The 21,559-nt window shown below is 58.2% G+C and carries 16 protein-coding genes; 12 read left to right on the forward strand and 4 right to left on the reverse strand.

Translation table 11 applies throughout. The features are described from left to right. The first annotated feature begins 69 nt into the window (after positions 1–69). The 7 genes from F6X37_RS24695 (at position 70) to F6X37_RS24725 (ending at position 11,070) form a co-directional block, all read left to right on the forward strand. Positions 70–1,497, forward strand: coding sequence for a lipopolysaccharide biosynthesis protein (locus F6X37_RS24695; RefSeq protein WP_187613107.1), 1,428 nt, complete (start codon positions 70–72; stop codon positions 1,495–1,497). Positions 1,498–1,596: 99 nt separating this feature from the next. Then, on the forward strand, positions 1,597–3,594 hold the full coding sequence (locus tag F6X37_RS24700; protein WP_187613108.1) for a hypothetical protein: 1,998 nt from the start codon (positions 1,597–1,599) through the stop codon (positions 3,592–3,594). 377 nt (positions 3,595–3,971) lie between these two features. Next, the gene (locus F6X37_RS24705) at positions 3,972–6,218 is read left to right on the forward strand and encodes a polysaccharide biosynthesis tyrosine autokinase (RefSeq protein WP_187613109.1); all 2,247 of its coding nucleotides are present in this window, start codon (positions 3,972–3,974) and stop codon (positions 6,216–6,218) included. A gap of 57 nt (positions 6,219–6,275) precedes the next feature. Continuing rightward, positions 6,276–7,394, forward strand: a complete 1,119-nt coding sequence (gene gmd / locus F6X37_RS24710) for a GDP-mannose 4,6-dehydratase (RefSeq protein WP_090806278.1) — start codon at positions 6,276–6,278, stop codon at positions 7,392–7,394. Positions 7,395–7,439: 45 nt separating this feature from the next. Continuing rightward, entirely contained in the window at positions 7,440–8,822 is a 1,383-nt protein-coding gene (locus F6X37_RS24715) for a hypothetical protein (protein ID WP_187613110.1), read from the forward strand. After that, positions 8,807–9,973, forward strand: a complete 1,167-nt coding sequence (locus tag F6X37_RS24720) for a glycosyltransferase (RefSeq protein WP_187613111.1) — start codon at positions 8,807–8,809, stop codon at positions 9,971–9,973. Before F6X37_RS24715 ends, F6X37_RS24720 begins: the two co-directional genes overlap by 16 nt. Before the next feature lie 38 nt (positions 9,974–10,011). Further along, positions 10,012–11,070, forward strand: coding sequence for an IS630 family transposase (locus F6X37_RS24725; protein ID WP_187613112.1), 1,059 nt, complete (start codon positions 10,012–10,014; stop codon positions 11,068–11,070). A gap of 170 nt (positions 11,071–11,240) precedes the next feature. Here the strand turns inward: F6X37_RS24725 and F6X37_RS24730 are convergent, their stop codons facing one another. Further along, positions 11,241–12,191, reverse strand: coding sequence for a GDP-L-fucose synthase family protein (locus tag F6X37_RS24730; RefSeq protein WP_187613113.1), 951 nt, complete (start codon positions 12,189–12,191; stop codon positions 11,241–11,243). Between the two features lie 396 nt (positions 12,192–12,587). Here F6X37_RS24730 and F6X37_RS24735 point away from each other — a divergent pair, with 396 nt between their 5' ends. Beyond that, positions 12,588–13,109 carry a hypothetical protein gene (locus F6X37_RS24735; RefSeq protein ID WP_187613114.1) on the forward strand — a complete coding sequence of 174 codons (522 nt, stop codon included), beginning with the start codon at positions 12,588–12,590 and terminating at the stop codon, positions 13,107–13,109. Next, on the forward strand, positions 13,106–14,266 hold the full coding sequence (locus F6X37_RS24740; protein ID WP_187613115.1) for a DegT/DnrJ/EryC1/StrS family aminotransferase: 1,161 nt from the start codon (positions 13,106–13,108) through the stop codon (positions 14,264–14,266). The genes F6X37_RS24735 and F6X37_RS24740 overlap by 4 nt, the downstream gene beginning before the upstream one ends. 223 nt (positions 14,267–14,489) lie before the next feature. Here F6X37_RS24740 and F6X37_RS24745 read toward each other — a convergent pair whose 3' ends face one another. Then, complete coding sequence (locus tag F6X37_RS24745; protein ID WP_187613116.1) at positions 14,490–15,257, reverse strand: class I SAM-dependent DNA methyltransferase; 768 nt, start codon at positions 15,255–15,257, stop codon at positions 14,490–14,492. 477 nt (positions 15,258–15,734) lie between these two features. Here F6X37_RS24745 and F6X37_RS24750 point away from each other — a divergent pair, with 477 nt between their 5' ends. Both F6X37_RS24750 and F6X37_RS24755 read left to right on the forward strand, forming a co-directional pair. Further along, the gene (locus F6X37_RS24750) at positions 15,735–16,745 is read left to right on the forward strand and encodes a GlxA family transcriptional regulator (RefSeq protein ID WP_187613117.1); all 1,011 of its coding nucleotides are present in this window, start codon (positions 15,735–15,737) and stop codon (positions 16,743–16,745) included. 323 nt (positions 16,746–17,068) lie between these two features. Then, positions 17,069–18,337 carry a glycosyltransferase family 1 protein gene (locus F6X37_RS24755; RefSeq protein ID WP_316251997.1) on the forward strand — a complete coding sequence of 423 codons (1,269 nt, stop codon included), beginning with the start codon at positions 17,069–17,071 and terminating at the stop codon, positions 18,335–18,337. Positions 18,338–18,349: 12 nt separating this feature from the next. On the opposite strand, the gene F6X37_RS24760 is transcribed toward F6X37_RS24755, so the two are convergent. After that, the gene (locus F6X37_RS24760; protein ID WP_262420010.1) at positions 18,350–18,589 is read right to left on the reverse strand and encodes an NAD-dependent epimerase/dehydratase family protein; all 240 of its coding nucleotides are present in this window, start codon (positions 18,587–18,589) and stop codon (positions 18,350–18,352) included. Between the two features lie 306 nt (positions 18,590–18,895). Here F6X37_RS24760 and F6X37_RS24765 point away from each other — a divergent pair, with 306 nt between their 5' ends. Further along, positions 18,896–20,380, forward strand: a complete 1,485-nt coding sequence (locus tag F6X37_RS24765) for a mannose-1-phosphate guanylyltransferase/mannose-6-phosphate isomerase (RefSeq protein ID WP_187613142.1) — start codon at positions 18,896–18,898, stop codon at positions 20,378–20,380. A 306-nt stretch (positions 20,381–20,686) separates the two neighbouring features. Here F6X37_RS24765 and F6X37_RS24770 read toward each other — a convergent pair whose 3' ends face one another. Then, on the reverse strand, positions 20,687–21,475 hold the full coding sequence (locus F6X37_RS24770) for an IclR family transcriptional regulator (RefSeq protein WP_187613118.1): 789 nt from the start codon (positions 21,473–21,475) through the stop codon (positions 20,687–20,689). Between the last annotated feature and the right edge of the window lie 84 nt (positions 21,476–21,559).

Consider the following 21,559-nt stretch of genomic DNA (forward strand, 5'->3'; position numbering starts at 1 on the left):
TCAACCGTTGCTGCCCCTTCCGGGACATCTCATTCGCGGAAGAGCAGCGTCAGAGGATCACACGCTCCAATGCCGCTTGCAGATAATTTTTTCGTGCGCGCACCGGTCTCCATCCTGCGGCTCTGTTTTCGTCGCTTGCCGTTTGGTATCGGAGCCTCGGAAGGGCGCGACAGGGATCGCTATGTGCGCGCCGCGCGTTCCGCTGCATGCAATGCGGTGAGTGCCGCGATGGGCTTTGCGGTAGTGCTGCTCTCGGTCTCTTTGACGCTTCCGTATCTCGGGCAAGAGCGCTTTGGCATCTGGATGACAATATCAAGCCTCGCAGTGATGTTGTCGGTGCTTGACCTTGGCGTGGCGAATGGCCTCGTCAACCTGGTTGCGGACGCGAAAACGAGCGGTGATCAAGAGAAACTGCAAACGATTGCGACTCGCGGCGTACTGCTGCTCGTGGTGATCGGCGCAGCCGCTGGGGCTGTGCTCGTTGGTGCCGTGAGGTTGCTGGACTTCCAAAGGCTGCTCAAGATCGAATCGGCAGACGTCACAAGAGAAGCGGTGGAGTCAACCGTGGTTTTCGTCACGCTGTTTTGCGTGAACATCCCACTAAGCGGCGTGAGAAAGGTTTTTTATGGTCTTCAGCGAGCATGGGAGCCACATATCGCTGCTGCGATCGGATACTTTTTCTCGCTACCGCTTCTTTATCTCTGCAACCGCTATCGCGCACCGTTGCCGTATCTCGTGCTTTCTACCTATGGCATGCAGGTCGGCACGACGTTGATTCTCGTTTGGCGTCTTCGCCGGGAGCGGATTTTTCGCGTTCATCGCGGCATATGGCTGGAAACGGGGTGGCAAGACTCGAGGCTGCTACTGCGGACGAGCGGCATGTTCCTTATTCTTCAACTTGGCATGATATGCGGCAGCGCATGCGATCCCCTGATCGTTTCAAACATTCTCGGCGCGAAGGAAGTGGCGAGACTGGCCGTTGCGCAGCGGTTGTTCCAGGCGATCACAGTCGGGATGGCCATGCTGTCGGGGCCGCTCTGGGGTCTCTATGCCGACGCACACTCGCGCGGTGAGAAGATGTTCATCAGGCACACGCTGAAGGTGTCCATGGGCGTCACGGGCGGCATCGCGGTGCTGACAAGCGCGCTGATTCTGGCAGCTTCCCCCTGGCTTCTGAAGGTTTGGACGGGCAATCACCTGGCTGTACCTTTCCCATTGCTGTGCGCGGCGGGGATGCTGGCGGTGGTCGAAGCAATGGGAAACGCTTTCACCATCTTTCTGAATGGAATGAGCGAATTACGCCCCCAGTTGCTTGCCGTGCTGATCTTTAGCGCGGTATCCATTCCGCTCAAGGTATGTCTGCTCTTGAAGTTCGGCACAGTGGAATGGGTGGTCTGGTCGTCCATCATTGCGAGCATCATCGCCGACTATGGCGTCTATATCGGCCTCTGCAGGAAGCAGATTCTTGCGCACGCGTCGCTCGGTCCGCTTTCGTGACTCTCACACCCTCCTTCTGAACGTATGGCCGACTTCCAGGAAAAGTTGCGGTTGGCGGGAGACGCGCTCAAAAACAGACGTGGAGCCTTGAGGAGAATCATGGCCGCCTGCTTCGGCCTGTCTGGCGCATCTGCACAAGCGGCGCAGCGGCAGGCATCGGGACTGCAGCCGTCGCACACGCAGAGCGGTTCGACCTCGATGCAGCCCGTGAGCGACTTGTCGCCCGACGACAGGGTGATAGTCACCAGGTCTTCGCTCGCATACACCGAAATCCGACACCTCGCTGAATTTGTGCTTGCGCAAGGTCCGATTCAGGGCTACGCCAGCTTGCGTGACTACGGCGGATCGCTTACGAGACTGCTCGTTTTCCAGCACGCTGCGGGCGAACGCGATTTGGATGCTGCATATTATTGGCTCGATCCTACCGACGTCTTGAGCCGGGACAATGGTGGCACAGTGCTGGTTTCGAAGAGCGGAAAGCGTTGGAAGCGCGTATTCGAGGGCGACATCCATGCCCGATGGTTCGGTGCACGCGGTGACGGCACGACGGATGACGGTGACGCGATCAATCGCGCCGTCGCATTCGCAGGATCGCTCTATGCATCGACGGGCCGGACTCAGTGCGTTGTGCTTGATAACGGCACGTTCTACCTTGCAGCCGCGCGCGGAACGCTGGCCATCCCTTGTCACGACGATGGCACGGTTAAGCAGGGAAAAGGCAGGAGACTCCCGTCTGAGCCTGCCATGCGACAGCCCTATTGCGTAGGCGTATGGCCGGGGGTCAAACTATATGGACATAACGCCGTGGTGAAGGGCAACTATCGCTACGGCATGGCGGACGCGTCGCAGCCAGTCACTTTCGGCTTGCTCGATCAATTCGACACGGCGATGGATGCAGGGCTCGAGAATCTGACATGCGTGGATTGTTTCATGGCTTTTGGCGCCCTGTCCGCGACGCTCGCAGGCTGCATCTTTGACAGACTTCACTTTATCGGCTGCGGGGTGGGTATCTATGCGGCTGTGCTGGAACAGTGCACGTTCAGCAATATCGAGGCGCTGCGCACGGGCGTCCCTGTTCTTGTCGGAGGGCAATGGGTCGATCGCAACGACGACTACAACGAACGAGGCGGCTTCGCGGACAAGTGCACCATCATCAACGTACGTAACATCTATGACCGCGTCTATGGCGAAGATGAGCGCAAGATCGATCAATGGTTCGATGCCACGTTCTTCAAATCAATCAACAGCGAGCGCAGACTCAGCGCGCCGACTAATGCCGCGTCACCGGCCAGGGCGTATCCCTATCGGGGCATTTGCGGATTCTGCATACGCGTCATGGCGCGCTATGCGCGCCCGTCGAATAGCAATGTCTTCATGCAAATAACGCACGCTTACTCGCCGCGTCCAGCGGTGCTGGTTGATGCATGCCAATCGGCTGTCTTCAACGGCGTTTATATGGAACGCGTCGGCTATCGCGACCATCGCAAGCGAACCGGTGCCGTTGGCGCCGGATGGGACGATCCTTACCTTGGTCATGGCGTCCTCGTCCCGGGGTTCATCGGAGAACTCGACGTCTCCTCCTGCGTTTCCGGTGTCAACATCCAGCAGTCTTTCGGCGTTTCGGTCGTTCGATCTGACGGCCCTGTCGGATCCGTCCAGTCATCGGACTGTGTTTTCAAAGAACCGCAGCCTCGCTACACCCTGCCTGCCACCACTTTCACCGACGATGTGACGATACGCAGTGGAGCGCTTCGCGCATTGGAGGATGCCAGGCATCGGATCGGTGGATTGGGCCTCTACACCATGCATTTCGATGGCGGCAGTTTCGACACTGAGATTTCCTGCCCGAAGGACGAAGAAGGGCATGCAGTCATGGTGCTGGTGTCACGCGATGCGAACCGCGTAGAGAGCGCGTCGTCCGGTCTCTATCTGCTGCAGCTTTCGCGTAATAGTACGAGCGCTCCGGTTGGAACGCTCGTGTCGGGAAGCGATGTCCTGCGTTTTGCTGTAAGTCCGCGGAACACGCTGGAACTACGAGCTACTGTCCATGGCGCACACCACGTCGTGATGATCGGCAACCGACCGTTCGAGACTTAGACCGACCCCGCATCTGAACGCCTCTTCAAGCAGCACTTCGTCACCGCTGGCAGCAAAACCGATTAATGAAACGAATTTCCAACCCACGACACCAAGGGTCACGCTACTGGCCAGTGGATCGTTTCATTCTAAACGACCGTCCTATCATGCCCGACAACATCTTGGCAATTTCGGTCTCGACACGGCGCAAGCAGCAGGCTTATCTAAAATAGACTGCGGCGGCGAATGTTCCGCATTCTCGAATTTCAGTCATTGAAGTAGTAGCAGAGTACCTGTCTAAATGGACGCACGGTCAATGCGTCGCGTCGTCGCTCCCGTAACTGGTTGCCCCTGGCGTTATCCCGCTGGCGGGCGCAAAGCACTCCACCCGAGAAACCATGGCCTCAAGGAAACAGATCACGCGCGATGATCCGCTGCAGGGCGACGAGATCTCCATCTCGGATTACCTTCGCACAATCGGCGAGAGCTGGCGTCTAATCGGCATGATTGCGCTCGGCGTTCTCGCGCTGGGATCGTTGTACGGCCTGATGCATCCGACCTTGTACCGGGCCGATGCGCTCATACAGATTGGCACACCCGCGTCCAGCTCTCCCGAAGCCGAAGCGTTGGGCCGGCTCGCCTCGATATTCGATTCGAGGGTGAAAGCCAGTGCAGACGCCGAGATGGAACTCATTCGCTCACGCATGGTGGTCGGCGAGGCGGTGCAGCAACTGAATCTCCAAACTACGGCGCAACCTCGGTACTTCCCACTTATTGGCCGTTGGATCGCGCGACTCCGCAGCGGATCCGCCAGCATGAAACCCCTGTTTGGACTGCGGCAGTTCGCCTGGAGCGACGAGTCGATCGAAGTATTGAAATTCGATGTTCCTCATGCTGCAATCGGCCACGAATTCATCGTAAAGGCGAGACAGGCCCCGTACTTCAAGTTGATTGCACCTGACGGCAAAACGCTCGGAACAGGAGAAGTCGGCCACGAGCTGGTAGTGCCTTTCGGCGACGGCAAGGTGCATCTTCTCGTCAATAAGTTATCCGCTTCTCCCGGCGGTGAATTTACACTGAAGTCAAGTTCGGTAGAGGCCACGATTCTCGCGCTGAAAGATGCTTTGGTCATTTCAGAAAGAAAGTCGCAAACCGGCATGATCGGTGTTGCCCTGGAGGGACCCGACCCGGCGCGCACTGCGGACATCGTCAATGCGGTTGCTCAGCAGTATCTCGCTCAGGATCTTGCAAGGCGTACGTCCGAGGCCGAACACTCGCTTCTCTTCCTCGAGGGTCAATTGCCGAAGCTGCGGGACGAATTACAGCAAGCCGAGGATAAGTACAACGCCTTTCGTAATAGCAATGGAACCGTCGATCTGAGTGTGGAAAGCCGGTTGTTGCTGCAACAGGTTGTCGATCTCGATACCGCCTTGCGCGGACTCTTGCAGCAGCGCGACGACATCTCGCAGCATTACAAGGAGGGTTACCCGCTACTTACGGCGGTGGACTCGAAGATCGCCCGATTGCAACAAGACCGCGAAGCGCTGAGCCAGCGTGTTGCCAGTTTGCCGGATAAGGAGCAAAACGCAGTGCGTCTGATGCGCAACGTTCAGGTCGACACAGACCTCTATACGAATCTCCTGAACAGTGCGCAACAGCTTCGTGTCGTCAAGGCGGGCAACGTAGGCAACGTGCGCATTGTCGATCTCGCGGTGCCCGCCGAGAAGTCGAGCAAGCCTAACTGGCAGGTACTATTGTCGTTGTCTGCCGTGCTTGGGCTTGTACTGGGAATCGTCACCGCGTTCCTTCGCAAGGCGGTGTCTGGTGGAATCGAGCGAAGCGCCGAGATCGAGGCAGCCCTTGGAATACCCGTTTGCGCTGTCGTGCCGCACAGCGAACGGCAAATTCGTTTGCAGGAGGCAATGCGCCGCAAGGCTCCGGGCATACATGTGCTTGCTGCGGTATGGCCGGGGGATGTCGCGGTCGAAGGCGTGCGAAGCTTGCGAACAGCGTTGCAATCGATCGGATCGGAAGTCAGGAACAATGTCGTGATGATCACAAGTTCCCGTCCCGGGGTAGGAAAGTCGTTTGTCGCGGCCAATCTTGCAATCGTGTTGGCGACGGGCGGGAAAAAGGTGCTCCTGATCGATGCCGACATGCGCATGGGCGACATACACAGATCCTTCAACCCGGCTGGCGGCCCCGGCTTGACCGAGTTGCTAAAAGGTGCGGCGTTTGACGACGTGGTCGTGCGCGATGTCATGAATTGCGTCGACCTGATCCCGCGCGGGGGCGAGACGCCAAACGCCGCGGACTTGCTCACGACCCGGAGACTGAGCGAGATACTCGATGTTGCATCGCGGCGGTATGACGCTGTCGTCGTCGATACGCCGCCTGTGCTTGCTGTCACCGATGCAACGCTGATCGGCCGGCAGGCCGGTACAACGCTGCTGGTCGTTCGGCACGGTCGGCATCCGGTGGACGAACTGTATGAGGCGCTCAACCGGTTGCGCAGTAGTGGCGTGAACGTGGCAGGAACTCTCTTTACCGATGTTCCGCTCGACAAGGCGCGATACGGTTCAGGCTACGGCAGGTCGGACGGGTACGGCAAAAGCGGCGGCGAGTCCAATGTCAGGACAGCCTGAACGAATCGCAAGAAGTATCACGCACACAGCGAAGTATCAAAACAAGGAGAAGGAACCATGTCGAACAAGGTTGCACTGGTCACCGGTATCACAGGCCAGGATGGCTCTTATCTTGCTCAATTCCTGCTCGACAAAGGATATGAAGTGCATGGCGTCAAGCGGCGCACCTCGCTCTTCAACACGGATCGCATCGACCATTTATACGAGGATGACCATGCATCGCAGCGCCGCTTTCATCTTCACCATGGTGACCTGACCGACTCGTCGAGCATCTTGCGAATTATTCAGCGGGTGCAACCGGATGAGATCTATAACCTCGCCGCGCAAAGCCACGTTGCGGTTTCGTTTGAAGAGCCTGAGTACACGGCGAACGCGGACGGCCTGGGTGCGCTGCGCATGCTGGAAGCCGTGCGAATTCTGGGCCTCGAGAAGACCGCCCGGTTCTATCAGGCGTCGACATCGGAGTTGTTCGGACTCGTGCAGGAAGTGCCGCAACGGGAGAACACGCCATTTTATCCGCGCAGTCCGTATGCGGTAGCGAAGATGTACGCGTACTGGATCACGGTCAACTATCGCGAGGCGTATGGCATATACGCTTGCAACGGCATTCTGTTCAATCATGAATCGCCCGTTCGGGGCGAGACGTTCGTTACGCGCAAAATTACGCGCGCCCTCGCACGTATTGCAATCGGTTCGCAGAATTGCCTTTACCTTGGCAATTTGTCGGCGAAACGCGACTGGGGACACGCGCGCGATTACGTCCAGATGCAATGGCTCATGTTGCAACAGGACGAGCCGGAAGACTTTGTCATTGCATCTGGCGTGCAATACAGCGTGCGCGAATTCGTTCAGCAGGCGGCGTGCGAACTCGGCATCAAGCTTCGGTTTGACGGAAGCGGAGTCGATGAAGTCGGGATCGTCGAAAGTGTGAGCGGCCGGGAATGCCGGGTCGCGCCCGGGACGGTCATCGTGCGAGTGGATCCTCGCTATTTTCGACCGACAGAGGTCGAGACCTTGCTCGGCGATCCGTCGAAAGCCCACGCGAAGCTGGGATGGGCACCGACCGTGACGTTCGGCGCTCTTGTGAGGGAAATGGTGTTGTCCGACTATCAGATCGCCAAGCGGGATGCGCTGATCACGCTGGCTGGCTACAGGGCGTTGGAGCATCACGAGTAAGGACGAAGTTTGGCCGAGTCGGCATGTAACTCAGGAGCGTGTGGAATGTCGCCGCGTTTCGTATTTTCACTCGCAGTCTTTACGGTCTTCGCGGCAGGCTTGGCTCAATACGCGGATCAGGCGCTTGGCGCGCTCGGCACCGGAGCAATCAACGTCTGGAACCTAAATTCGGCCGCCATGGATGACGCAGGTGCTGTCAAGTACGTGAAGGACGCGAGCATCGCCTTGATCGGAGTCGGGTGGCCTCTTGCGCTCGGTTTGAATCGCTTTCGGGGGGGAATGCGTACGTTTATTCTGATGTTCTTCACGTGGATTCTTTGCATCGTATCGGTGGGACTCGTGCCGTTCATCGCAGGTTGGACGCCATTGTTCTTCCTACCTGCGGGATTGCGCTGGGTTCTGCTGATTCATGCGTCATTCGGCCTGTTTTTGTTCGCGAGTTTGCTGCCGGCCGAGAAGCAGGGACAAACGGCCCTCGTCCTCGCGTTGCTCGCGCTTGCCGCATTGGACTTTTACGTTGTTCTGCGACAATGGATACAACTCGGACAAATACAACAAGTTCTATTTACGCAGGATCGGTACACGGGCCTGTTCAGTAACGCGGCGCTAGCAGGCATGTATGCGATTTCGCTTGCAAGCATGGTGCTCATTCTGGACCGCGCCCGGCTGTGTTATCGGCTTATATTGCTCTGCCTCGCAGTCGCGATTGCCGTCTCTTCGGGAACGCGATTCGCTATGCTCAGTATCGCGTCCATCGTCGGCGTAGTAGTTTGGGAAACGCTTGCGGGACGGCTGAGCCGTAATGATCGGATGCTGCTGGTGGTGACTGCGCTACCGATCGCTATTTGCCTCGCAATCGTTGGCTATTCTCACATGGTGGAAGCGGTCGGCCGCGGTGATGTGCTGACTGATCAACTCGACGAAGGCGGTCGTTTATCCAACCTCGGGAAGATAGCGGAGCAGTTGTCAGAGGCAACGCCGGGAGAACTCTTTTTGGGGCGGGGCCTCGGCGTAGGCACGAACACAGCCGTCATGCTCCTCCAGCGTGCGGGCGTCGACCCTGAGCAATACCGGTTCAATCAGATCATCGATAACGCCTTCGTGACGATGCAGTTTCAAATCGGAATTGTGGGTATGCTAATTTTCGCGACGGGTGCGACGGCGTTTTTCTGGCGCATCCGTCCGCGTCATTCGAGGCGTCAGTCGGTTCGATATGTGGTGTTCGTTGGGATCACGATTGCAGCCTGCATGGACATCAACCTATTCGAGCAGTATCCACTGGTGACGACGCTGATGCTCTGCTTTGGGGACATCTACGGGTGCTCTCTCGGCGCGTATTTGTCCACGCGTCGATCACGTGGCGTTGACTTGCGTGGCACTGAACCAGGAGTCGCTGACGTGGAGCAGCAGAAATGCTTGTTTTCATAGCGCCTTACAGCGCCTCTAATCGTGGGGCGAATGTGAATCTGGGCGCCGCACGCAAGGTGGAGTTTTTTCTGGCGTTGGCATCGCAACTTTCCGAGGATGTTCTTTTGATCAATACGGGCCACGTAGAGGCAGGATGGTCACGTAGAAAATGTCGGGATTCCGTCATCGGCACGCAACGCATTCGGGAGATTTCGCTTCGCTGCTACCCTGTAAGGTCCATCGGCAAGCTGCTGAACCTCTTCGAAGTCTCGGCGCTGAGCGATGAGATAGCGAAGGTCGGCAAGCCCGAAGCCGTATGGATCTATAACGCTTACGCGTTCGAGTCGATGCTCGCTCGCGTGCTGACGCACCGGTTCGGTGCGCGTCTGATCCTCCAGTTCGAAGATTGGCTGCTTTCTCGTCGCCGCTGGCATCCGAAGCCGTTGCTCGACTTCATCGCATGGCGATACGTGTTACCCGCTCCATCGTTATGTCTTGCGGTTAACGATCACTTATCGACACGCGAACATCAACGCAGCGGTTGTCCCGTGGTGCTGTGTCCGGGCGTGGTGTCGGACGATCTCATTGAGGCTTGTGGACAGCGGCGTCCATTCTCGCGAACGGCAGATGCTAGAACGATGGTTGGCTATTTCGGTGGGCTGAGCGTCGAGAAGGGTGCTGACGTGGTTCTCGACCTGATCCGGAAGTCCGGCGGACGCCTCATGTTTCACGTCTGCGGAACGGGTCCGCTGGCACGCGAGTTCGTCAGGCTGTCCGCCGAAGATTACCCGGTGCACTTCCACGGTCGGGTGGACGAAAGAGTCTTGTTCAAATTGATCTCCGACTGTGACGTGCTGGTGAACCCGCATGTTTCGATAGAGAAAATGGGTAATGGGGTCTTTCCTTTCAAGGTTGTCGAATATGTCGCGTCGGGAAGATTGGTCATTTCCACCGAACTTCCCCCGATGAGCATGAAGGAGATTCACGACGCCATATGCTTTGTTTCCGCGGATGCAAGGTCCATCGCTGATGCGTTGGCAAACGCAGAGCAGACGTATCGCCGCAAACGCATGAGCATCGAGCGGGCAATGAAAGCAGCCGCCCAACTTCTGACTCGAGACGCGCTAGAAAGGTCGATATCCAGGGCTTTGAGCAGTCGAATCAAGGACTAGTCCATTGAACCAATGAAATTGCACTGAGCTAATAGTGCATGGGCAAAATGAATCTGAGTGAAACCGAGCGCGAAGAGCTGATGTCGATGCAGCGCAGCCGCACGATGGCCGTTGGCCAGGTGAGGCGTGCGCGGTTGATCTTGCTGCTCGACGAAGGAGCCTCGCGTGCGGCGATCATGGCGGAATTGCGTTGCGATTCGCGTTTCATTACAACGTGGCAAATGCGTTTCACCTGTGAGCGTTTGGCTGGGTTGTACGGCAGACATCCAGGCCGGGCACCGCGACCTGACCTGGCGGTCCTTGAAGCGAGAGTGCTCGACTACACACTGCGACGTAAGCCGGCCGACGGCTCGACACACTGGAGCAGCCGCAAACTGGCGGCACAGTTGGGCATGGCCTTCGTGACGGTGCAGCGTATTTGGCGCAAGCACGACATTCGGCCACATCGTCTCGATACCCACATGGTGTCCAACGATCCCGACTTTGAGGCGAAGGCAGCCGACGTGATCGGGCTGTACCTCAATCCGCCGTTGCATGCGGTGGTGTTCTGCGTGGACGAGAAGACAGCCATCCAGGCGCTGGATCGCAAGGACCGGATGTTGCCGCTCTCGCCTGGACGCGCCGAGAGCCATGGCTTTGAATACAAACGCAACGGCACCCTGAGCCTGTTCGCCGCATTGAATGTTGCCACCGGTGAGGTGCAGGGCAAAACCGCGCCCCGCCATACCAGTGCCCAGTTTGTTGCGTTCCTCACGGAGGTGGTATGGGCACAGCCGTGCGGAAAGGAGATTCACGTGATCTGCGACAACGTGAGCAGCCACAAAACCAACGCCGTTCAAACATTTCTGGTTGACCATCCGAAAGTGTCGATACATTACACCCCGACGTATTCGTCATGGCTGAATCAGGTCGAGAACTGGTTTGCACGCATCCAGCGCGACGACATTGCGCGTGGCGTATTCACCAGCACCAAGGATCTCAACAAAAAGCTCATGCGTTATATCTGTCAATACAACAAGCAGGCGCGCCCATTGAAATGGAAGTACTCCGATCCATCGCGGCGAATCCGGTGCAATTCATCCGGTTCAACGGACTAGGCCGATGCGTTGATCAAGCCGCTCTAACCGGAATGACCTGTCGTGGCCTTGAACGTGACATGATTTGCTGGCATTGAGGGACAGGAACCGCAGTCGGCAGACGGGTGCCCTGGATACCAGGGGCGGAACTTCAATCCGTGGTGCAGGATCGCGCACGCCGCGTGAATTCGTCAGGCGCTGGCGAGCCCGGTACGCTGCACGTCATTCTCGAAGTCGGCGTAGGTTGAGGCGATGCCATCTCTGAGCGTAATCGTGGGCGCCCAACCCAGAGCGGCGAGCTTCGATACGTCGAGCAACTTTCGCGGCGTCCCATCGGGCTTCGACGAGTCGAATCTCAGCGATCCAGAAAAACCGACGACATCGCAGATCAGTCGTGCGAGGTCGGCAATCGCTATGTCCTTTCCATATCCAACATTAAACATGCCCTCGACCAGGTCGTTGCTCAGCAGGACGAGAACCGCGGACGCCAGATCGTCTACATGAAGGAATTCCCGTCTCGGCAATCCGGAGCCCCATACCGGGAGCGATTCGAGTCCGTTCAGCTTTGCCTCGTGCGCCTTGCGGATGAGCGCGGCCAGCACATGGCTGCCTTGAAGATCATAGTTGTCGTTGGGGCCATAGAGATTCGTGGGCATCACCGATATGAAGCGCGTTCCGTATTGCTTGTTATACGCTTCACAAAGCTTGTGACCCGCGATCTTTGAGATGGCATAGGCTTCGTTGGTTTGTTCGAGAGCGCTCGTGAGCAGGTAATCCTCTTTTATGGGCTGAGGGCAAAGCTTTGGATAGATGCACGATGAACCGAAGAAGACGAGCTTCTGCGTGTGACTCTTGAATGCTGCATGAATCACATTGGTTTCGATGACGAGGTTCTCGTAGAGAAACGAAGCCGGCTGAGTCGAATTGGCATGAATTCCGCCGACCTTGGCTGCGGCCAGGAGGACGACGTCTATATGCTCCCGAGCGAAAAAATCCATCACGGCGCGCTGATCCAGCAAGTCGAGCGACTGTCGCGAGGCCGTGATCACGTGATCATATCCGGAACTGGCAAGGCGCCGAAGGAGAGCCGAGCCGACCATTCCCTTATGTCCGGCGACATAGATGCGAGAGTTTCTGTTCATGTGAATGGCCAATAGTCGAGAGAGACACGTCGGTCGGAACGTGAGTTGCCCCGCCACCTGATTCAAAGGGCTACGACGTGCGGTTTCATCAGCTTAGCAATGCATATGGACCATTCAAGGTCATGGCGGACGGTGCCAATATATTGGCGCGGTCCATGTGCACCTCTGCGCGGTCGTTGCCGAGGATATAAAGATGCGCGAGGTGACGCTGCAACGTAATACCCCGGTCAGCCAACTTCATTCCGTATTCGGCCATCTGACCGTGTGACCGTCGAACCGATCCTATGCTTCGGGGACGCATGAAGGATCTCCGTGGGCCAATTTATGTCGTAAGCGGCCCTGCTCCCGGAAGGTTCGGTGTGTCGGGATACTATCGGCTCTCTTCGAGGAAAAAAAATGGAAGCTCTACCGATAACGGGCAACGCAGAGGTCGTTCATGACTCGAATGTCGAAGTAGTCTCGTTCGAAGGTGAAACGCTCGCCATGATCATCCGGGATTCGTTCTCGAGAAGTGGTGTGAGTTTCTTTACGCCGAAGGAGTTTCCTCAGCAACTCGCGTACATGGAACATCCCACCGGAAAAGTGATCGACGCGCATCTTCACTGCAAGTTGGTGCGGCAGATCGAATGGACGCAAGAGGTGCTCTTCGTCAAGCGTGGCCGTGTCCTGGTGAAGTTCTATACGCCCGATAAGGACTACCTGTCGAGCCGTGTACTGTACGCGGGCGATGTCATCTTGCTGGCGTCGGGTGGTCACGGCTTCGAGATGCTCGAGGACGCGTCTTTCTTCGAAGTCAAACAAGGGCCCTATATGGGAGAGCAGGAAAAATTGCGCTTCGCGTCCGCACACCTGAGCCGATGCAGTGAAGCGAGTAACGGCCCAGGCGTCGAGCTTGAAGTTAAGGACGGCGCGCGATGATCCCGGTCAACGAACCGCTGCTCGACGGAAAGGAGCGCGTCTATCTGAACGAATGCATTGAAAGCGGGTGGATTTCTTCGGACGGGGCGTTCGTCGAGCGTTTCGAACGTGCGATGGCGGGTTACGTCGGCCGCAGACACGCGATTGCCGTCGCGAACGGCAGCGCTGCGTTGGACGTGGCGGCGGTGGCTCTGCGGCTCGGTCCCGACGACGAAGTTATCATCCCCACGCACACGATCATATCGTGCGCATCGGCCATTGTTCGCACCGGTGCCCGCTTGAGACTGGTCGACTCAAGTCCGGATACGTGGAACATGGACGTGACGAAGATCGAAAGCGCTATCACGAGCCGGACACGGGCGATCATGGCCGTGCACACTTTCGGTCTGCCGGTGGACATGGCTCCGTTGCTGGATATCGCAAGGAAATACGGCCTCGTTGTGATCGAAGATGCTGCGCAGGCAATCGGACAAACCTATAACGAAGCGAAGTGCGGCAGTTTCGGCGATATATCGTGCTTCAGCTTCTACGCCAACAAGCACATCACGACGGGGGAGGGGGGCATGATCGTCTGCGACGACGACGAACTGGCTACGCGCGCGAGAAGTTTGCGAAACCTGTGTTTCAAGCCAGAGAGGCGATTCGTCCACGAAGAGCTTGGCTGGAATTATCGGATGAGCAACCTCCAGGCGGCTGTCGGGCTAGCGCAATTCGAGAAGCTAGATGCGCACGTCGCGCGAAAGCGCGAGTTGGGCCGCCGCTACGAAAGCCTTTTGCGGGGAGTGCCGGGAATCGGGATGGCGCCGGTGGCATTGCCATATGCCGAGAATATCTATTGGGTCTTCGGTATGGTATTGGACGACAGCTTGCCCTTTGATGCCGACGAGCTCCGGTCCATGCTGGCGGAGGAAGGTGTCAGCGCGCGGCCGTTCTTCTGGCCGATGCACGAACAGCCGGTTTTTCTCAAGCAAGGGATGTTCAAGGGAGAGAATTTCCCGATTGCCGAACGCATGAGTCGCAGGGGATTGTATCTGCCGAGTGGTCTCGCGCTTACCGAAGCACAGCAGGACTACACGGTGGGCGTGGTGCGCGACATGCTGGCCACCGCCTTTTCGCGAAGTTTCTGCAACAGCAGGTCAAGTTCAGCGCGGTGCTGACCCACTGCTCGCCGCAGCAAATATGGCCCGTCACGCAACGGAACAAACACTTGATCCGGGTGGCAGGTGGTGGCACGCGGCTTTCGGCGAGCCGCTTTGACGCGATGCGCTTAGCCAGCGCAGGACTGCCTGGCGGTTCAGCCTCGACTCATCGACGAGGCTGGCTATGACATGCCATTCGTTGTATTTTCCGACGTTTTCTCGCTCGGGCTGTTTCCGAGCATCACCGTTTTCTCGCGACGAATGTCGCTGAGAGATCGGTAGCGCTCAACTCGCCGCCCATGCACTTCAAACTGTCCAGGACCTCGAATCCGCTGAGGTCCAGCATCAGTTCGATCTCGGGCTTGAACATGTAGCGCATCACATGCGTCTCGAGGACGGTCTCGACCGACTGCGTTTTCAAATCCGTTAGCAGGACGGTGTAGTTGAACGCGACAGTATTGTCATGAGGACGCATCGTGGGCTCGGCGATTCGTATCGCCGCGGTCTCTTCGCTGGAGGCGCGTTTGATGCGTACGTCGGGCGGAGCGGCGAGGACCGCGGGACCGTACCAGCAATCGAACACGAACAGTCCTGATGGCCGCAGGTGCGTCGCGGCGGTGTGACACATCGCCATGAAATCGGAGTTGGTCGTTTGATAGCTCGCAACATAAAAGAGCGACACGACTGCGTCGTAGAGTTCATTCGTGCGGACGATCCGCGCGTCGCCTTGCTGAAACGTCAGTCGCTTCGCTACTGCGCCTGGCAAAGTGGTACACCTGGCAGCGGCTCGGGCAAGCATACCGGCGCTCATGTCAACGCCAGAAACACAAAATCCCGCGGCTGCGAATTCCGCCGCGTGGCGTCCGGTGCCGCAACCTAGATCCATCACGTGACCTCCAACTATTCCGTACCGCCCGAGCAATCCGGTGACAAACGACGCTTCCGCCTTGTAGTTCTTGTCATGATAGAAAAGATCATAGTATTGCGAATATCTCGTGCTGAAGCTCATGAAGCGACTCCATGTCTGGTCGTATGGCGGTGGCGAAGTCACGCGTGACGCGAACGCACTCTTGTTTATTCGAAGGCAACCAAAGCCAAAGCCAAAGCTCAGGGTGCTCATGAGAAAGGGTAACTAGCGGGGATTTTCAGACTACATGCATGACTGTTTTCAGCAAGGTGTTGACCGGTCGTTTCCTTGCTGAAGCATTCGCCGTCTGATCGGTCTATCGCTCAGCAAGTCCTGTGGGTCGGGAAACCCTGATGAGCGGCTTTATGGTTTTCACTTTCAGCGCTAAAGAAATCAGACGATGTTTTGGTCTTGTTGATACTGGGAGCGACGTTCTCGGCCAGAAACATGCTTTTGGCGGACACCACGGCAATGGTGGATCGAATATGGCACTAAGCTCACGAGGTCATACGCTTTCCACAGCGTTCCAACGCAAGCCAGAGCAGCGATCCAGAACCGAAGCAAAATGGAGGTAACGGCATGTCCCACGCTACTAGCTTAGGCGATGCAGGAGATAACGGTATTTTCCACCGATTTAAAGAACGCGCGGTCAAGCTCATAGGAATTTTGTTGTACGACGGTTTTTCGCTGCTGGAAGCGGGCACCCTTGCCGAGGTGCTTCATATCGCCAACGAGATTCAGTCTCGCAGTCTGAGAAGAAACGCAACTTACAGCGTCCGTCTAGTCTCTGCCTGCGGTGGGATGATAGCCTGTTCGTCATCCGTTTGCGTTTGGACCGAGCGCCTGGGCGGCCAGCGGTTCCAAGGCTTCGACGCACTGTATATTGCGGGCGGACCCGGCGCAAAGCGTGCAGCCGCCGACGAGGTGCTCATTGGGTTATTGACCATAGCATGTTCGCAGACCGGCGTCGTCAACCCTCTCGGCAACGGCGACTTGCTGCTGGCGGCAGCGGGCATTTCTCGCCGCGATTGGGCTTCGGTCGATCCGGGCATCTGGAGTCCGGAGACGTCTAACGTCGCGGCGTCGACCGAAGGCGGCGATGCGCTGATCAACTCGCTTGCGCTCGTGAAGCGGGACCTCGGATACGACATCGCGACAGCGGTTGCCGATCACTTCACCGTCTCCAAAGATCAGAATTTGACGACCATGCTGAGCACCATGGGAACGAACACGCAGGCGGAAAAGGCACAGGAATCCGCGCGCTGGCTCGAGCGAAATTGCGGACGCCCGGTTTCAATAGGCGACGCGGCTCGTACGGTGGCGATGAGCGAGCGGAACTTCCTGCGTCTGTTCAAGCGCGAGATGGGAGTGACACCGTCGCAATATCTTTTGCGAGCGCGCCTCGATCTCAGTTGTGAACTGTTGGCCAGAAGCGACTTGCCGATAGACAAGATCGCTCGCAGGGTTGGACTGACGAACGGCGAGCGGCTTTCGAAAGTGTTCAGGAGGCAATTCTCGATGTCGGCGACGGAATACCGCTGTCGAAAGAAAAGCGGCGCCACGGCCGATCCTGTGGAGATGTCCGCTTAGGAGCTGGCGAGGGAAAGCTTCGCCGCGAGACAAGGAGGCCTTCGAATCAGTTGGTCGGCATTCAGATTCAAATATTTTCGAGGAGAAACGGATCTTCACGCATCTGTTCGCCTCGGAAGCTCGATGTCCGAGGGCCGCATGAGCGTCATATGAGCCTTGCACAAGGGCTTTTATCGGGAAGCCGTCGGACCGGCCAAATACCTGCCTTAATCAGTCACGAACGGCACCAGCAAGCTCGCGCAATCTAAATTCAAACCGAGCGCGAAAACCGTTGTCGAGCGCTGCAATCGTTATATAGATGGCCAAGAAACGTGGAGCGAGGAGTGACGAATTCAAACGGTTCCTTGGAACGGCCTATTCGCATGGTCGCGTTTATAGACTATGAACATACCTCTGGTGGGGGTTATCAGCAGGCGAAGAATGCTGCCTTGCTGCTAAAGAGTCTTCCGCCGGAACTTTGCGCGGTTGAGTTTGTGACGACGCGGCGATCCACCATCGATGATCTGCGACGCAGCGGCATTGAGCCTATTTTTTTCCCGGTGCCCCGCTTGCGCGGACTGGCGGCGAGACTCGGTTCAATATATAGCCGTGGAGGCCCGCGCGCGTTTCTGCGGAAACCGGGCAAGATGGCTTCGGTGGACCGCTTGCTTTCGGTGATGCGCGCGGACATTGCGTACTTCACAACGCCGTCCAACCTCGCACTGGCGATTGATCGATTCAACTACCTGTTCACCGTTTGGGATCTGTCCCACCGCGACGACGTCGAGTTTCCCGAAGTCCGGATCAAGCACGAATTCGAGCGTCGCGAATTTCTGTACGGATCTGCCTTGAAGAAGGCCTGCGGCATCTTCGTCGATTCGCAGGCCGGCCGCGAGAAGGTTGTCAGGCGATATGGAGTAGACAGCGAACGCGTGCATTTGATGCCATTCTCGCCCGCCCGCGCGACAGTGCTTTCCGAGGAGGCGTACGTGGAGCACTTCGTCGATGTCAAGACGAAGTACAAAATTCCGCGCGATCTGAAATACGTCTACTATCCCGCGCAGTTCTGGTCGCACAAGAACCATGTGTTTCTGTTGAAGGGACTGCACGCGCTGGAGTCCCGCTATGGCATCCGTGTAGGTGCGGTCTTCACAGGAAGCGATTTCGGCAACATGAGATACGTGCGTTCGGTCGCTGCCGATCTCGGTCTGGGCGAGCGTGTGTTCTTTCTCGGTTTCGTTCCGGACGGCGACGTGCCTTACTTGTATCGCGAGTCGATCGCGTTAGTGATGCCCACATATTTCGGCCCGACCAATCTGCCGCCACTCGAGGCGTTCAGTCTGGGCGTACCGGTCCTTTACCCGGACCTCGAGGCGCTGCGCGAGCAAGTCGGCGACGCGGGACTGCTGGTCGATCTGGCTCGGCCCGACAGCATGGCGGAGGCGCTTTTCAGTCTGATCGACCAGCCTGCATTGCGCCAGTTGATGATCGAGCGCGGCACGCGGCGTCTTGCGAGCAACGATGACGCAGCCCGCTTGTCGACGCTAGCGCGGGTGCTCGAACGATATCGCACCCGTGCGGTGTGTTGGGGAGAGGAAGTCTGGATGAATTAGAGTACGGTGAGGTCATAGACGAGACGGGCAAGATCCGCGATTGCAGTGTCCCCGTCCGTATCCGATATTGAACACGCCTTCGGCACCGTCGGCGTCGAGCAAGGCCAGTGCGGCGGACCCGGGGTCGTCGACGTGCGGGAACTCCCGGTTCGGAGAGCCGGAGCTCCAGACGGAAATCGACTGAACCCCGTTGAGCTTTGCCTCGTGTGCCGTACCTTTATGGGCTGCGGGCAACACTTTGGATAAGTGCATGATGAACCAAAGAAGAGCAATCAGGTGGTGCGTGTGAGACCACCCGGTACCGCGAAACTCGCTTCAGCCAACGTCATGGCATATTCGGTCAACCCGTCTAGTGACCCTGGAACTGCTCCTATGCTTGCAGACGCGTGAGGTCGTTCTCTCTTCATCAAGCGGGGCCCCTAGGTGGGAGAGCAGGAGAAAGTGCGCTTCACGGCGAACCCATAACCGATGAATCGAATTGGCGATGCCGGGAAGTACGTGTTCGACGCAAGACCAGAGGGGTGGATGATGGAAGACGCGGTGAGTTCTGAAGACGCAATGGCAGCGGCGATCGCAGAAGCGTCGCTCGGGCACTCCTGTCGGCGCATCGTCCCGGTCATTCTCGCAGGCGGATCGGGCACGCGCCTCTGGCCGATGTCGCGTGAGCAGTTTCCAAAGCAGTTGATCGATGTGGTCGGACGGGATTCATTGCTGCAGGCTACCGTCACACGGATGGCGGGTTTCGTCGGCGGCTTCGACGTCGACACTCAGCCGATTATCGTGTGTGGGGAGGAACACCGGTTCCAGACAGAAGAGCAGGTGCGGGCGTGCGGCGTCTCTGCGAAGATTATCGTCGAGCCTGCGCGGCGCGATACGGCGCCGGCGCTCACGCTCGCGGCGCTCGCAGCCGTTAATCAGGATGACGACGCGATCATGGTGGTGATGCCGTCTGACCATTCCATCTCAGACATTCCGGCGCTGCATCGTGCGATCGCAATTGCCGCTGAATATGCCGAACGCTCCATGATCGTGACGCTCGGCGTTGCGCCCACACGGCCGGATACCGGCTTTGGCTACATCCGAATCGGCGACGCCCTCGAAAACGGCGCACATCTGATCGACCGCTTCGTCGAAAAGCCCACGACCGAACTCGCCGCGCAGTACGTCGCTGCAGGCACCTACTGGTGGAACAGCGGCATCTTCATCGTACGAGCGGGCGTGTGGCTCGAAGCGCTAGCCAAGCTCAACGGCGACATGCACGCGGCCTGCACCGCGGCGTTCGCGGAAGGCAAGGCGGACGACAACTTCATTCGTCCTTGCCCGTTTCAGTTCGGCCGTGTGCCGGCGGATTCCATCGACTATGCGGTAATGGAGCACATCGGCGCGGCCGGCTCGCCTTGCAAAGGCGTGGTCGTGCCATTGGCGGCGGGATGGTCGGACCTTGGATCCTGGGATGCCGTGTGGGAAGCGATGGAGAAGGACGGGCTCGGCAACGTCGCGAGCGGGCGTGTCGTTTTCGAAGGCGCGACCTCGAGCTATGTGCGCGCCGAGGGCGGGCGGCTGGTTGCATGCGTTGGCACCTCCAACGTAGTCGTCGTCGACACGGACGACGCCGTGCTCGTCGCCGACCGCTCACACGCGCAGGACATCAAGACGCTGGTGGCGCGCTTTCGCGAGCAGCGCGCGCCTGAAGCCGAGACGCACCGGAAGGTGCGCCGTCCGTGGGGCTTCTACGATGCGATCGAGCGCGGCGAGCGGTTTCAGGTGAAGCGCATCGTGGTTGCGCCAGGCGCTCGCCTGTCATTGCAGATGCACCACCATCGCGCCGAGCACTGGATCGTCGTGCGCGGCACCGCGCTCGTGACACGGGGCGAGGACCAGTTTCTTCTTTCAGAAAACCAATCGACCTTCATTCCGCTCGGCGTGCAGCATCGTTTGGAGAATCCGGGCAAAGTGCAGCTCGAAATCATCGAGGTTCAATCGGGCAGTTATCTCGGCGAGGACGATATTGTGCGCCTGGACGACTGCTACGGCCGAATTTGACCCTCGGTTGATGCGCACGTGAGACACCAACGTCTCACCAACTTCTATCCGCCGGTGTCATGCCGGCCTCATCCTTTATGCGCGCTGCGCCGGACACTGCGATCCGGGAGATGTGCCCCATCTGATTATCGGTTACGTTCAGCAACCCGTCGGCCCTCCGGGCACATCACACTCCAACCTCGTGAATGTCGAACTGCGTGCCATCCGGCTGGTTTCGGCTTCAGCCCTGAATCAGCGGGAGCCGGAGCAAAGCGTCGACCTTTCTGACGACGCTCCCGGCGTTGGCCAGCGCCTTTGAGGCCGATTTCACCGACGTGCCGTACCCGGCGGCCGTCCAGTTTCCCCTTGATGCCCAAGCGCACGCGACAGATTGCCCACCTCGCGCTTGAGCAACTCCGCGAACTGCGCGACGCGCTCATCGGTTACGCGCACGCTCGGCCCGAAGATGCACACCGAACCTGCCACCTGGTTCGCGCCGTTGAAGAACGGCGCGGCTACCGCGACTGCGCCGGCGATCAGCTCGTGATGGCTGGTACCGAAGCCTCGTGCGCGGACCGCGTCGAGATCGGCGGCTAGCGCCGCGACGTCCTGATCCGGATCGGTCAGATAGCGCCGCAGATCGTCCTGCGACAGCGGCATCTGCGAAAGAATCGTGCGGCCGCTCGCGCCGAGCACGAGCTTCTCGCGATAGCCGACCCCGCGCCGGAAACTCAGCGGCTGCGGACTTTCCAGTTCGGCCACGCAGATCCGGTACGTCCCCTCCGGCACGAACAACGCGACCGTCTCAGATGTCGCTTCCCAAAGCTCACGCAGCATCGGCTGCGCGAGCTGCGCGATCGTATTGTTCGCCATCCACGCGTGCGCGAGCTGCGCGACCGAACTGCCGAGCCTGAAGCGTTGCGGCTCTCCCGACGAGGCGAGAAAGCCGTTCTGTTCGAGCGTATTCAGCAGGCGGTACAGCGTCGGTCGGCTCAGGTCCACGCGGGTCAGCAGCTCCGCGACGGTCAATTCTTTGTCCCCGGGTCGGAACGCCAGAAGAATTTCTAGCGCCCGTTCGACTGCCCGCACATTTTCGTGCGGTTTTTTTTCTTCCATTTGAAATTTCCTTTCTGCGGCGGTCCGCGTCGATTGCACATTGTAGTGAAAGTCCCTAGCCGCAAGAACTTGACGTCGATCAAT

Origin of the sequence: Paraburkholderia sp. 31.1 (genome assembly GCF_014397645.1) — a bacterium.
In the GTDB taxonomy this organism is placed as follows: domain Bacteria; phylum Pseudomonadota; class Gammaproteobacteria; order Burkholderiales; family Burkholderiaceae; genus Paraburkholderia; species Paraburkholderia tuberum.

Bases quoted from the DNA above. Each gene is read 5' to 3' on its own strand.
- F6X37_RS24760 (WP_262420010.1), bottom strand. From the start codon at position 18,589: ATGCACTTATCCAAAGTGTTGCCCGCAGCCCATAAAGGTACGGCACAC.
- F6X37_RS24745 (WP_187613116.1), bottom strand. From the start codon at position 15,257: ATGAGCTTCAGCACGAGATATTCGCAATACTATGATCTTTTCTATCAT.
- F6X37_RS24725 (WP_187613112.1), top strand. From the start codon at position 10,012: ATGGGCAAAATGAATCTGAGTGAAACCGAGCGCGAAGAGCTGATGTCG.
- F6X37_RS24715 (WP_187613110.1), top strand. From the start codon at position 7,440: ATGTCGCCGCGTTTCGTATTTTCACTCGCAGTCTTTACGGTCTTCGCG.
- F6X37_RS24735 (WP_187613114.1), top strand. From the start codon at position 12,588: ATGGAAGCTCTACCGATAACGGGCAACGCAGAGGTCGTTCATGACTCG.
- F6X37_RS24700 (WP_187613108.1), top strand. From the start codon at position 1,597: ATGGCCGCCTGCTTCGGCCTGTCTGGCGCATCTGCACAAGCGGCGCAG.
- F6X37_RS24705 (WP_187613109.1), top strand. From the start codon at position 3,972: ATGGCCTCAAGGAAACAGATCACGCGCGATGATCCGCTGCAGGGCGAC.
- F6X37_RS24770 (WP_187613118.1), bottom strand. From the start codon at position 21,475: ATGGAAGAAAAAAAACCGCACGAAAATGTGCGGGCAGTCGAACGGGCG.
- F6X37_RS24750 (WP_187613117.1), top strand. From the start codon at position 15,735: ATGTCCCACGCTACTAGCTTAGGCGATGCAGGAGATAACGGTATTTTC.
- F6X37_RS24695 (WP_187613107.1), top strand. From the start codon at position 70: ATGCCGCTTGCAGATAATTTTTTCGTGCGCGCACCGGTCTCCATCCTG.
- F6X37_RS24740 (WP_187613115.1), top strand. From the start codon at position 13,106: ATGATCCCGGTCAACGAACCGCTGCTCGACGGAAAGGAGCGCGTCTAT.
- gmd (WP_090806278.1), top strand. From the start codon at position 6,276: ATGTCGAACAAGGTTGCACTGGTCACCGGTATCACAGGCCAGGATGGC.
- F6X37_RS24765 (WP_187613142.1), top strand. From the start codon at position 18,896: ATGGCAGCGGCGATCGCAGAAGCGTCGCTCGGGCACTCCTGTCGGCGC.
- F6X37_RS24730 (WP_187613113.1), bottom strand. From the start codon at position 12,191: ATGAACAGAAACTCTCGCATCTATGTCGCCGGACATAAGGGAATGGTC.
- F6X37_RS24720 (WP_187613111.1), top strand. From the start codon at position 8,807: ATGCTTGTTTTCATAGCGCCTTACAGCGCCTCTAATCGTGGGGCGAAT.